At 29.0% G+C, this 13,389-nt stretch carries 14 protein-coding genes and 1 other annotated feature; of the genes, 12 read left to right on the top strand and 2 right to left on the bottom strand.

What is annotated here, in order from left to right; translation table 11 throughout:
* Positions 1-6: 6 nt before the first annotated feature.
* From asrC to mnmA, 9 genes are all read left to right on the top strand, one after another.
* Positions 7-978: a sulfite reductase subunit C gene (gene asrC, locus Q0Y03_RS01735; protein ID WP_133015827.1), complete on the top strand. Its 972-nt coding sequence runs from the start codon at positions 7-9 to the stop codon at positions 976-978.
* A 183-nt stretch (positions 979-1,161) separates the two neighbouring features.
* On the top strand, positions 1,162-1,665 hold the full coding sequence (locus Q0Y03_RS01730) for a hypothetical protein (RefSeq protein ID WP_297712137.1): 504 nt from the start codon (positions 1,162-1,164) through the stop codon (positions 1,663-1,665).
* Between the two features lie 274 nt (positions 1,666-1,939).
* Positions 1,940-2,872 carry a CAP domain-containing protein gene (locus Q0Y03_RS01725; RefSeq protein WP_297712136.1) on the top strand — a complete coding sequence of 311 codons (933 nt, stop codon included), beginning with the start codon at positions 1,940-1,942 and terminating at the stop codon, positions 2,870-2,872.
* A gap of 145 nt (positions 2,873-3,017) precedes the next feature.
* A complete protein-coding gene (locus tag Q0Y03_RS01720) occupies positions 3,018-4,283 on the top strand; it encodes a replication-associated recombination protein A (protein ID WP_297712135.1) in 1,266 nt (421 codons plus the stop codon).
* A gap of 92 nt (positions 4,284-4,375) precedes the next feature.
* A complete protein-coding gene (locus Q0Y03_RS01715) occupies positions 4,376-4,606 on the top strand; it encodes an L-serine ammonia-lyase, iron-sulfur-dependent, subunit alpha (protein ID WP_297712134.1) in 231 nt (76 codons plus the stop codon).
* A gap of 168 nt (positions 4,607-4,774) precedes the next feature.
* The gene (locus Q0Y03_RS01710) at positions 4,775-5,224 is read left to right on the top strand and encodes an Rrf2 family transcriptional regulator (RefSeq protein ID WP_297712133.1); all 450 of its coding nucleotides are present in this window, start codon (positions 4,775-4,777) and stop codon (positions 5,222-5,224) included.
* 3 nt (positions 5,225-5,227) lie between these two features.
* Positions 5,228-6,412 (top strand): cysteine desulfurase NifS, encoded by a 1,185-nt coding sequence (gene nifS, locus Q0Y03_RS01705; protein ID WP_297712132.1) that lies wholly within the window; start codon positions 5,228-5,230, stop codon positions 6,410-6,412.
* A gap of 2 nt (positions 6,413-6,414) precedes the next feature.
* A complete protein-coding gene (gene nifU, locus Q0Y03_RS01700) occupies positions 6,415-6,858 on the top strand; it encodes a Fe-S cluster assembly scaffold protein NifU (protein WP_297712131.1) in 444 nt (147 codons plus the stop codon).
* A 17-nt stretch (positions 6,859-6,875) separates the two neighbouring features.
* The gene (mnmA, locus tag Q0Y03_RS01695) at positions 6,876-7,964 is read left to right on the top strand and encodes a tRNA 2-thiouridine(34) synthase MnmA (RefSeq protein ID WP_297712130.1); all 1,089 of its coding nucleotides are present in this window, start codon (positions 6,876-6,878) and stop codon (positions 7,962-7,964) included.
* A gap of 109 nt (positions 7,965-8,073) precedes the next feature.
* Here the strand turns inward: mnmA and asnA are convergent, their stop codons facing one another.
* Positions 8,074-9,099 carry an aspartate--ammonia ligase gene (asnA, locus tag Q0Y03_RS01690; RefSeq protein WP_297712129.1) on the bottom strand — a complete coding sequence of 342 codons (1,026 nt, stop codon included), beginning with the start codon at positions 9,097-9,099 and terminating at the stop codon, positions 8,074-8,076.
* Between the two features lie 43 nt (positions 9,100-9,142).
* Positions 9,143-9,402, bottom strand: a binding site (T-box leader).
* A gap of 190 nt (positions 9,403-9,592) precedes the next feature.
* On the opposite strand from asnA, the gene Q0Y03_RS01685 reads away from it, so the two are divergent.
* From Q0Y03_RS01685 to Q0Y03_RS01675, 3 genes are all read left to right on the top strand, one after another.
* On the top strand, positions 9,593-10,303 hold the full coding sequence (locus tag Q0Y03_RS01685; RefSeq protein WP_297712128.1) for a hypothetical protein: 711 nt from the start codon (positions 9,593-9,595) through the stop codon (positions 10,301-10,303).
* A gap of 132 nt (positions 10,304-10,435) precedes the next feature.
* Positions 10,436-12,208, top strand: coding sequence for a M3 family oligoendopeptidase (locus Q0Y03_RS01680; protein WP_297712127.1), 1,773 nt, complete (start codon positions 10,436-10,438; stop codon positions 12,206-12,208).
* Positions 12,209-12,230: 22 nt separating this feature from the next.
* Positions 12,231-12,383, top strand: coding sequence for a hypothetical protein (locus Q0Y03_RS01675; RefSeq protein WP_291674949.1), 153 nt, complete (start codon positions 12,231-12,233; stop codon positions 12,381-12,383).
* A gap of 72 nt (positions 12,384-12,455) precedes the next feature.
* On the opposite strand, the gene Q0Y03_RS01670 is transcribed toward Q0Y03_RS01675, so the two are convergent.
* Entirely contained in the window at positions 12,456-13,379 is a 924-nt protein-coding gene (locus tag Q0Y03_RS01670) for an NERD domain-containing protein (RefSeq protein WP_297712126.1), read from the bottom strand.
* Between the last annotated feature and the right edge of the window lie 10 nt (positions 13,380-13,389).

Genomic DNA, 13,389 nt, shown 5'->3' with positions numbered 1-13,389 from the left:
TAATTAATGGATATCAATACTAAAAAGCTTAAAAAGAATGCTTTTAGAGTTACAAAGCATAGAGGAATTACAGCTTCAAGAATAAGAGTACCTGGTGGACATTTAAATGCTAAATACTTAGGTCTTATTCAAGAAATTGCTGAAAAATACGGTAATGGAACAGTTCATTTAACTACAAGACAAGGTTTTGAAGTTCCAGGAATAGATATGAAGGATATGGACAAGGTTAATGAATTACTTCAACCAATTATTGAAGGATTAGAAATTAATCAAGAAATTCCAGGTAAAGGATATACATCAGCAGGTACGAGAAATATAAGTGCTTGTATAGGTAACAATGTCTGTCCATTTGCAAATTATAATACAACTAATTTTGCAAAAAAAATAGAAAAAGCAATATTCCCACATGACTTACACTTTAAAGTTGCATTAACAGGATGTCCTAATGACTGTATGAAAGTTAGAATGCACGACTTTGGTATCATAGGAATGACTGAGCCACAATTAGATGAAAGTAAATGTATATCTTGTGGAGCTTGTGTTAGAGCATGTACTAAAAAGTCTACAGCTGCTTTACATGCTGAAAATTACACACCAGTAAGAGATCATAGTAAATGTATTGGATGTGGTGAATGTGTAATTAACTGTCCTACAGGAGCATGGACTAGAAGTAAAGAAAAGTATTATAGATTAGCTATAATGGGTAGAACAGGTAAGAAAAATCCAAGATTAGCAGAAGACTTTATAATTTGGGTAGATGAAGATAGCATAATTAAAGTAATTCAAAATACTTATAAGTATGTTACTGAATATATAGATAAAAATGCACCAGGTGGTAAAGAACACATTGGTTATATAGTAGATAGAACAGGATTTGAAGAGTTTAAGAAGTGGGCATTAGATGGAGTTACTCTTTCAGATAAGGCTATATTAAAGAATAATATATATTGGAGCGGAATTAAGTATCCAAATACTTAACAAGAAAAAGCAGTAATGTATCATTAAGATACATTACTGCTTTTTTATATTAGTATAATTGATTACTTAAGTAAAGTCAGATTTAGAGCTTAATTTAAATTTAATTATATAAGATTCATATAATTAAATAACGTTACATAAGAATAGTATAGAAATTAATAAATGAAGGGTAGAGAATAAGATATGAGAAAATTTATTTCAAATATAATTGTAATAGTGATGGTTATGTTTAACTTAACAATGGTTATGTGTAGTAGTAACATTTCACAAAAAGATATAGATGAGATGAAAGAGGTTGTTGATAAGGTATTATCATATGATGGAGATTATGATGATGAGGTTAGTGAGTATGTAGATAGTCAAACTTTTAATGAAGCTAATTATGTAGTATTTTATAGTTATTATATAGGTACTGTGGTTTTAAATAAATATGAAAGTGAGGTTATGGGGGTTACTAAGGAAAATGGTAAATACAATTTGTGCTTATTAATAGATATGGAGGCTCAAGCAACAACTTTAGAAAGTGATGGGGTAGAGCAAGGTTATGATACAGCAGAAGGAAATGATGTTCCAGTAGAAGTTATACTGACAAAAAAAGAAGGTAAATTTTACATTGAAAGTGTAAAAGAATATGATAGCTTAAAAATTGCACAAAATGAAAACAAAAATTTTATAAAAAATGATTAAAAATATCTAGTAATATATAACATGGTGCATATTTCTAAGATGCTATAAAGTAAGAAAATATGCGGAAATTTAATTATAATATTAGTGGACAAAAAGGAAATAAAATCTTAACAATAAAAGATAAGGTATGTAAGGAGATAATCTACTATAATAAAAACAGACAAGCTATGATATAACTGTAACTGGCAGTGTTAGTGAAAGTAAAAAGTACTTTGAACTAATAAGATATTGGGCAGAATTAAACTGTTCGAAAAAATAAAAAGGAGTGGTACAGATGAAAAATAAACTAATTGCCAGCATAGTTACATTAACTGTAGTAGGGGGAGCCGTTACACCAACCTTTGCAGCTACTAAGGAAGCTTCACTAGAGAAAGTAAATAGATGTAGTATATCAGGAAGCTTAATTCAAGGAGTAACTTTTAAAAAAATATGGTGGGGTAATTGTTCAGGCGGAATAATAATTATTGGAGGCACAGTGGACAAGCCTAATCATAATGGAAATAACAATAATAATAGTAACAATAATGATAATAATAGTGTTGTTCCGCCAACAGGAGATACGGAAACACCAAATGTTCCTAATAATCCAAGTATAGATGAAACGCCAGGAGATACAGTTGTTCCACCAACAGGAGATACAGAAACTCCTAGCACACCAGACACACCAACAGTAGATGAAACACCAAGTGTTCCAGAGGAGATACCAAGTGTTCCAGAGGAGAAACCAAGTATTCCAGATACACCAGTAGTTGATGAAACACCGGATAATTCAACAGAGGATAACGCAACTAATGCAGATACTAACTTTATGTCAGCTGTAGAAACAGCTATATTTAATAAAGTAAATGAAGAGAGAGCTAAAGCAGGAGTTCCAACATTAACATATAATACTGTAATGCAAAAGTATGCTAGAATTAAATCTCAAGATATGGGAGATAATAATTATTTTAGTCATGAAGATTTAAATGGAAATCTTATAACAACTCAAATGAAAAATGATGGAGTATCATATAAGGCATGGGGAGAAAATATAGCTTATATTGGTGGTAATGTAAGTGCAGATGCCCTAGCAGAACAATTTATGACTAATTGGATGAATTCATCAGGTCATAGAGCAAATATTTTATCTACTAATTTCTCAAGTATAGGAGTTGGAGTATATAAAATAGGAAATAAAGTATATGCTACTCAAGAATTCTATAGATAAAAATAAAATAATAATATAAAGTAGAAATATAGTAAAAAGCTTGTTCATTTCAAAAATGAACAAGCTTTTTTGTTATAAATAAAATTTATAACTTTTTTAATGTTATGTTATACTTTAGATAATAAAAGTACTTTGAGGTGAAAAAATGAAACCATTAGCAGATTTAATTAGGCCTACACGATTAAGTGAAGTTTGTGGTCAACAACATATATTAGGAGAAAATAAAATTTTAGATAGAATAGTAAAGAGTGGTAGAATTTCAAATATGATATTTTATGGACCACCAGGGGTAGGAAAAACTACAGTAGCAAATATTATTGCTGAAAAGGCTGGTAAAAGATTCTATAAACTTAATGCAACTAATGCTTCATTAAAAGATATTCAAGAAATAACAAAGGAATTAGATACCTTTTTAGGTGTTAATGGTGTAGTGCTTTATTTAGACGAAATTCAGAATTTTAATAAAAAGCAACAACAATCACTTTTAGAATATATAGAAGACGGTAGAATAACATTAATTGCATCTACTACAGAAAATCCATATTTTTATATTTTTAAGGCTTTGCTTTCAAGATCAACTATATTTGAATTTAAGCCTGTAGAAGAAAAGGATATAAAAAAAGCTCTTAATAGAGCTATAGATATTAAGGGGAAGGAATATAATGAAATAAAACTAGAGGTTAAGAAAGAAGCTGTAGATTACTTGGCTTCTTATTGTAATGGAGATGTGAGAAAGGCTATTAATGGCTTAGAAATTGCATTAAATTCAACTAAACCTAATAGTGATAAATTTGTAGTAATTGATTTAAATGTTGCTAAGGATTCAACTCAAAGTAAGGTAATAGCTTACGATAACGATGGTGATGCACATTATGATATACTTAGCGCATTTCAGAAATCAATTCGAGGTAGTGATGCAGATGCTGCAATTCATTATTTAGCTAGACTTGTTAAAGCTGGTGATTTAATATCTATTTGTAGAAGGCTTCAAGTAATTGCTGCAGAAGATATTGGATTAGCATATCCACAAGCAAGTTTAATAGTTAAATCATTAGTAGATTCTGCTAGAGAATTAGGATTCCCAGAAGCTAGAATTCCCCTTGCAGAAGCTACAATACTTTTAGCAACAAGTCCAAAATCAAATTCAGCATATTTAGCAATAGAGTCTGCATTGAATGATTTAGAAAATATGACTATAGGTGATATTCCTAACAATTTAAAAGATGCACATTATAGTGGTGCTTGTAAAATGGGAAGAGGGATTGAATATAAGTATCCACATAGTTATCCTAATCATTACATACAACAACAATATCTACCTGATAATATAAAAGATAGAACCTATTATGAATATGGGGACAATAAGTTTGAAAAGGCTACAAAAGATTATTGGGACAGGATTAAGAAATAGAAAAATAATTTAATAACATAGGTGATGAAATAATGAAAAAAGGTAAGTATAATGATTATTTGCAAATTTTAAATCAATAATTAGTTCCTGCAATGGGATGTACTGAACCTATTGCGATTGTGTATGCATCAGCTAAGATTACTACAAGTGTTGATGAAAGTATGATGTGGCATTATCTTGCTATGGAAGATCAGGGTTATAGCCCTAGAACTGGTATTTTAAAAGAAAGCATTGAAGAAACAATAACTGCAGTAGGTAGATTAGGGAAAGATGGAATGAAAGAAACTGATAAGGAAATCTTAGATATAATGCTTGAAGAATAAATTTATACTAAAGGATTTATTTTAATAAAAATTAACTAAAAAAGTTGACATAAAAAAGTTTTTCTTATTAAATTAGAAGTACAATAAATCATTGTTGACAAAAGCAGAGTAATTTAATATGATATAAATATAAAGCAGAGCAAAAAGGTCTGAATAAGGGGTGAGAAAATGAAATTATCAACTAAAGGAAGATATGGAGTAAAGGCCATGGTTGAGCTTGCAATACATTATGGAGATTCTCCCCTATCAATAAAAACTATTTCACAAAGACAAGGGATATCTGAATATTATTTAGAGCAGCTATTTTCCCCGCTTAGGAAGGCAAAGCTTATAAATAGTATAAGAGGTGCTCAGGGTGGATATATACTAGGAAGAGAGCCAAAAGAGATTAAGATTTCAGATATAATGTATGTACTTGAAGGTCCTATAGAGATTGCTGATTGTATTGAAGGGGTTGCTTGTAATAATATAGATTGTTGTGCAACTAGGCTTTTATGGACGAAAATAAAAAATAGTATAGACAAAGTTATGGAAGGCATAACGTTACAAGATATAGTAGATGATTATAATAAAATTAAGGAAAAAAATGAAGCACTAACATTACAGAGGAGTGAATAATATATGAAAACAGTATATATGGATTATGCGGCTACTACTTATGTGAAGCCAGAAGTTTTAGAAGAAATGTTACCATATTTCACACAAAAATTTGGTAATCCATCATCTTTTTATGGAATATCAAGAGAAACAAAAATGGCAATAGATAAAGCAAGAGGTCAAGTCGCGAATGCTTTAAATTGTGATATGAGCGAGGTTTACTTCACAGGAGGTGGATCTGAAGCAGATAACTGGGCAATTAAAGGTATTGCGTCAGCTCATAGAAAAAAAGGGAATCATATAATAACTACTAAAATAGAACACCATGCAGTTCTTCATACTTGTGAATATTTAGAAAAAAACGGTTTTGAAGTAACTTACTTAGATGTTAATGAAGAAGGATTTATTGATTTAGAAGAATTAAAAAATGCAATAACAGATAAGACTATTTTAGTGTCAATTATGTTTGCAAATAATGAAATAGGAACTATTCAACCTGTAAAAGAAATAGGTGCAATTTGTAGAGAAAGAAAAGTTTTATTCCATACAGATGCAGTTCAAGCAGTAGGAAATGTTCCAGTAGATGTAAAAGAAATGAATATAGACCTTTTATCTTTAGCAGGTCATAAAATATATGGGCCTAAAGGAATAGGAGTTTTATACATAAGAAAGGGTGTAAGAATAGACAACTTAATCCACGGTGGTGGGCAAGAGAGAGCTAGAAGAGCAGGAACTGAAAATATTGCAGCAGTTGTTGGATTAGGTAAAGCTATAGAGTTAGCTACAAAAGACTTAGAAGCTCATATGGAAAGAATTTCAGCTCTTAGAGATAAGCTTATAGATGGAATATTAGAAAAGGTTCCATACTCATATTTAAACGGACCAAGAGGTGATAAGAGATTACCTGGTAATGCAAATGTAAGATTTACTTATATAGAAGGTGAATCAATTTTATTATCATTAGACTTCGAAGGAATATGTGCATCAAGCGGAAGTGCATGTACATCAGGATCATTAGACCCATCACATGTACTTTTAGCAATAGGTTTACCACATGAATTAGCTCATGGATCATTAAGATTAACATTAGGTGATGGCTCAAGTGAAGAAGATGTTGATTATGTTTTAGAGGTATTACCTGGAATTATACAAAGAATAAGAAATATGTCACCATTATGGAGTGATTTTGTTAAGAAGGGAGAAAAATAATTATGATATATACAGATAAGGTTATGGACCATTTTAGAAATCCAAGAAATGTAGGAGAAATTGAAGACGCAAATGGTGTTGGAGAAGTTGGAAATGCTAAGTGCGGAGATATAATGAGAGTTTATTTAAAAGTAGAAGATAACATTATTAAAGATGTTAAATTCCAAACTTTTGGCTGTGGATCAGCTATAGCTTCATCTTCAATGGCTACAGAAATGATTAAAGGAAAGACTTTAGAAGAAGCTTGGGAGTTATCAAATAAAGCTGTTGCTGAAGCTTTAGATGGACTTCCACCAGTAAAAATGCACTGTTCAGTATTAGCTGAAGAAGCTATACACAAAGCAATAAATGACTACAGAAAAAATGCTGGATTAAGCACTGAAGGATGGGAATTCGAAGAAACAGATCATGATGAATTACATGATGCAGTACATGGACACGAATAAAAAACTTAAGGTGTGATTTGATGGAAAAGAAAAAGAAAGTAGTTATAGGTATGAGCGGCGGAGTTGATAGCTCCGTTGCTGCTTATCTTTTAAAAGAACAAGGATATGATGTTATTGGTGTTACAATGCAAATATGGCAAGAAGATAAAGATTATACAGAAAGGGAAGGTGGATGTTGTTCACTTTCAGCTGTAGACGATGCTAGAAGAGTTGCTAATAAAATTGGCATTCCTTTTTATGTAATGAACTTTAGGGATAGCTTTAAAGAAAAAGTTATTGATTATTTTGTTCAAGAATATATAGATGGAAAAACACCAAATCCATGTATAGCATGTAATAAGCATTTAAAATTTGATGAGTTATTAAGAAAAGCTCAAGGAATAGGTGCTGATTATGTTGCAACAGGTCACTATGCTAAAATTGAGCAAGATGAAAATGGAAGATATCTATTAATTCGTTCAGATGATGATAGAAAAGACCAAACATATGCATTATATAACTTTACTCAAGAGCAATTAGCACATACTCTTATGCCTTGTGGAGAATACACTAAGGATAGAATAAGAGAAATTGCTAAGGAAATTGGATTATCAGTATATAATAAAAAAGATAGTGAAGAAATTTGCTTTATACCAGATAATAATCATGGTAGATACATAAGTAAAGCTAGACCATTAGAGGTTGTTCCAGGAAATTTTGTTGATAAAAACGGAAATGTATTAGGAGAACATAAAGGAATAGTTTACTATACTATAGGTCAAAGAAAGGGGTTAGGAATAGCACTTGGAAGACCTGTATTTGTAACTGATATAAATCCTAGAACTAATGAAGTTGTATTAGGTCCAGAAGAGGATATATTTAAGACTGACTTAGTTGCTAAGGATGTTAACTTTATTCCATTTGATAAGCTTGAAGAGCCAATAACAGTTGAAGCAAAGGTTAGATATTCAGGAAAACCAGCAGAGGCAGTTATTTCACCTTTAAGAGATGGAAAAGTTAAAGTTAGCTTTAAAGAAAAACAAAGAGCAATAACAAAAGGCCAATCTGTTGTTTTCTATCAAGGAAACAAAGTTGTTGGTGGAGGAATTATTGCTGGTATAATATAAGTAAAAAATCATAGCTAGAAATAGCTATGATTTTTTTAGACTGCTGACACTTTGTCAGCAGTCTGATAATAATTATTGTGGTTTGTAGTATTAAAAATTTATATAAATTTTATAATAGTTCAATATTTGCAGCTTCACATTGTTTATGAGTATATTCATCCCAAATAGAAGCTTGCACTTCACCTATGTGAGCTTTTCTTAAAAAGAACATACAGATTCTTGATTGACCAATTCCACCACCCATAGTTAAAGGAAGTTTATCTTCTAATAATGCTTTATGGAATGGAAGGTCACGTCTGTCTTCACATCCGGATTTCTGTAATTGATATTCTAATGCTGCCTTATCAACTCTAATACCCATAGAAGAAAGTTCTATAGCAGAATCGAATAATGGATCGTAAAATAAAATATCTCCATTAAGTTTCCAGTCATCATAGTCAGGACTTCTTCCATCATGCTTTTCACCAGATTTTAATTCATCTCCAATACCTAATATAAATACAGCTTTATGCTTTTTAGTAATAGCATTTTCTCTTTCTTTAGATGTTAGAGAAGGATACATATCTTCTAATTCTTGTGATGTAATAAAGGTAATATCCTCAGGTAAAATCTTTTCAATAGATGGATATTCACTAGAAACAAAATCTTCTGTTGCTTTGAATACAGAAAAGATTTTTCTAACTGTATCCTTTAAAGTATATAAATTTCTATCTTCTTTAGTAATTACCTTTTCCCAATCCCATTGGTCAACATAAATAGAGTGTATATTATCTAACTCTTCATCTCTTCTAATTGCATTCATATCTGTATATAAACCAGAGCCAGCCTCAAATTTATATCTATGAAGAGCGAATCTTTTCCATTTTGCTAATGAGTGAACAATTTCTATATTACTATCTTCAATTGCTAACATGTCAAAGCTTACAGGTCTTTCTACTCCATTTAAATTATCATTTAAGCCTGAGCTATTTTCAAGGAATAATGGAGCAGAAACTCTTGTTAAGTTTAAAGTTTCAGCAAGTTTAGTTTCAAAGAAGTCTTTAACTTTTTTAATTGCTATTTCTGTTTCTATTAATGATAAGTTTGATTTGTAGTTTTCAGGTATGAAAACTTTAGATTTTAATTCTTTTGTCATAAAGCAACCCCCTAAATAATATAAAAAAACCTTTCGTCCTAAAATATAGGACGAAAGGTAAATTCCGCGGTACCACCTAATTTGCATAAAAGCCTCTTTATCAGTGCTAAATTTAAATATAAATTTAAGACTGTCCCATTTTAACGGTAGGGTCCCGTCTAAGTCTACTAAGTGAGGAAAATCCAAACTGTTCGGTTAGAAGCTCAGGAGTGTTTTTCATTAAAACTAATCTTATAAGGCTTACACCATCCCTTACTCGCTTAAAGATATCGTTAAAATTACTCTCTCCATCAATGCTTGTTAATATTTATGTTATTAATAATATAATAAAATATTGGAGATGTAAATATATATATTAAAAAAATAAAGAAATATATAAAAATATAGATAAATTTCACATAGTATTTTACTTTTACTCATATTTATTATAGAATTATAATTTGAACTAATACAAATTAATATTTATAAATTTTAAATAAAGGAGTGAAAGCATGTGAGGAAAAATAAAATTAATTGGCAGAAAATTTTAAGTTATTTTGTGCTAATAACATTAGTTTCTACAATTGTATTTTTAGTTTTTGCAATTAATAAAGCACCAACAGTTGCAGATCCTAACGAACCATTTGTTCGTATAAAAAGTGATTATGCTTTAATGCTGTGTCAATGTATTTTAGGTGTAGTTGCAATGTTGTTACCAGGAATGTTAGAGCATAGATTAAAAATTGAAATACCATCAAATATGTTAATTTTATATACTATATTCTTATATTTTGCAATATATTTAGGTGAAGTAAAGAGTTTTTATTATAATGTTTCAAATTGGGATAATATTTTACATACATTTAGTGGGGCAATGATAGGTGCATTAGGTTTTTCAATTGTGACTTTATTAAATAATACCGAAGAAGTTCCTATGAATTTAAGTCCTTTGTTTGTAGCCTTATTTTCATTTTGTTTTGCAGTGACTTTAGGAGTAGTTTGGGAATTTTATGAATTTACTTTTGATGGTTTGCTAGGTCTTAATATGCAAAAGTTTGCTTTGGAAGATGGTACACAATTAATAGGAAGAGCTGCTTTAACGGATACTATGATAGATTTATTTGTAGATGCAGTTGGAGCATTAATTATAAGTATAATAGGTTATATTTCATTAAAGTATAATAAAGGATGGATAGAAAAGCTTCAGGTCAAAGTTAGAAAATAGAAATTTAATAAAAGTGAAATAAATTGTGAATTTTGCAATTTATTTCACTTTTTTTTATATGTTTGTTGGAATTATTTTCAACAACAGTATATAATTATAATAAGAATTTGTAAAAATAAGAGGAGGATTATAATGAGTTTGAATTGGAGCTTGAAAGAATTATATCCATCATTTGAAAGTGAAGAATTTAAAATTGATATGGATAAACTTACAATTAAAATTAATGAAGTTAATGAATGGGCTAATGATATTGTAAAAGATAATAATGATATATTAGTAAAGTTAGAAGAGTACATAAAGAAGTATTCAAAGTTAACTGAATTAATTAGTAAAATAGGTGCATTTATACAATTAAGCATTAGTGTTAATACAAAAGATACAGAAGCATTAAGATATTCTGATATATTTGAAAAAAAGTTAACTTATATGGTTGAAGCTTCAACTAAGATAGAAAGATATATAAGTAATATTGATAATATTGAGTGTATAATTGAAAAATCAGAGTTACTTAAGGCACATGAATATGTATTAAAAAGCATTATAGAACAAAGTAAGTATTTATTAAGTGATAAAGAGGAAAGTATTATTGCAAATATGAAAAATACAGGTTCTAATGCCTGGAGTAAGCTTAAGGATAATTTAATATCATCATTAATGGTTGAAATTAAAGAAAATGATGAAGTGAAAGAATATCCATTAACAGTAGTGTTAAATATGGCAGAAGATAAATCAGGGGAAGTAAGAAAAAGAGCCTATGAGGCGGAAATAGCATCTTATAAGAAGGTAGAAGAAGGAGTGGCAGCTGCTCTTAATGGAATAAAGGGAGAAGTATTAACAGTTTGTGATTTTAGAGGATATAAGTCGCCTTTAGAAAAAACTTTATTAGATTCAAGAATGGATGAAGAATCATTAAATGCAATGTTAGATGCTATGAAAGAAAGCTTACCTGTTTTTAGAAAGTATTTAAGGAGAAAAGCAGAAATGTTAGGACATAAAAATGGATTACCGTTTTATGACTTATATGCTCCAATATCAAATGCTGATATGAAATTTACATATGACGAAGGGGCAAAGTTTGTAGTTAAAAACTTTAGAACATTTAGTGACAATTTAGGTAACTTTGCGCAAAAGGCAATAGATAATAATTGGATAGATGTAGAACCTAGAGAAGGAAAAGTTGGAGGAGCATTTTGTGCTGGACTTCATTTTATAGGAGAAAGTAGGATATTGCTAAATTATGGCGGTAGCTTTGGTGATGTAGTAACTATGGCTCATGAACTTGGACATGGATTCCATGGAGAATGCTTAAAAAATGAAGCAATACTTAATTCAGAGTATCCAATGCCTATAGCTGAGACAGCATCTACATTCTGTGAAACTATAATAAAAAAAGCTGCAATTAAAGAGGCTGATAAGGATGAGGCACTAGCTATATTAGAAGCTGAAATCTGTGATTGTACACAGGTAATAGTAGATATTTATTCAAGATTTTTATTTGAAAAGTCAGTTTTTGAAGCAAGAAAAGAAAGTGCATTAACAGTTGACCAAATTAAAGAATTAATGTTAAAAGCACAAAGAGAAGCTTATGGTAATGGTTTAGATCCAGAATATTTACATCCTTATATGTGGGCATGGAAGCCGCATTATTATGATGCAGATTATAATTATTATAATTTCCCATATGCATTTGGTTTATTATTTGCAAAGGGATTATATGCTGAATATTTAAAGAAGGGTAAAAGTTTTACAAGTGAATATGAAAGGCTTTTATCCATTACAGGAAAAAATAAAATTGCAGATATAACAAAAGAAGTTGGCATAGATATTCATAATAAAGAATTTTGGAGAAATTCATTAAAAACTATAGAAGAAGATATAGAGAAATTTATTGAACTTAGTAAATAATATTAAGGTGTGGAGGAGAATTATGGATATAAAATTAGATGAAAAGGAAGTAATTGTTATTTTAGATGCATTAGTAGAAGCATTAGCTTTTGATAATAATGCAGATGATATAAAGGTTGTTTACAATAAGATTGTAAAACAAACTAATATGGATAAATATGAAATGTTAGGATAGTTTAACTATAAAATAAAAGTAACTAATTCAGATATCTTTAATGATAAAAAGTTAGTTACTTTTTTATGTACTTTATAATGTAATTATTTTAAAAAATATATAAGATATAAAAGTTATATAGATATAATATATAGCTAGAAATATAGTAAAAAATAATATAGTAATTTTACTATGATTAAGAAAACTTTGAAGTCTTGAAATAACTATATCAAAGGTCCAAAGTTTATTTTCTAATAAATTTTCTTTTATTAATAATGGTGAGTAATTAACATCTTTATTTATTTTATTTTTTATATAATAAGGTAAATCCTTAGCAGTTACAATTGGAGTGTCTAATGAATAGTCTTCTTTTACCACACAATTTTCTTGTGGAATAGCAATAATGTTAGTTATTGGGATTTCACAAGATAATATGTCTTGCAAGATATTATAGCATTTTAAACATTCTTCAGATATAGAATTTATCAAGCTAATATCTATTATTTTATCATCTTTAGATTTAATATTATTTAAGGATAGTATCTTAGTGACATTAAATTCATTATAATCATTATAAGGATAATTTAATGTTTTAATAGAAAAAATACCACCATTAGTAATTACTAGCTCATCGATAGAACAACAATCATCATTGTTACTTTCTAAATATATGTTATTTAATATAATACCATCATTTTTTAATGATTTTAAACAACTTGAAACTTTATAAGAATTACGTATTTTGTTATAAATATAATTTAAATAAGTATAAATTTTATTATAAATATTAAATCTTATTGCAAATAAATGCATTAAATAAATAAAATATATAGTGGCTAGTATATTAAACTTAATATGAAGTAAGCAACCAATGCTAATAATTAAAAATGTAAATCTTAAAAATGGTTTTTTAAAAATAAAAACAAATGTTTTAAGGGTTGCTTTAATTAAAAAATATAGCATATAAAATATTAATTTTATAAGTATCCAAATAATATTTACTAAAACAAGCAACATTGAGATAGCC

It is taken from the genome of Clostridium sp., assembly GCF_026168755.1.
Classification (GTDB): Bacteria; Bacillota; Clostridia; order Clostridiales; family Clostridiaceae; genus Clostridium.
This window is presented reverse-complemented; position numbering and strand designations above follow the sequence as displayed.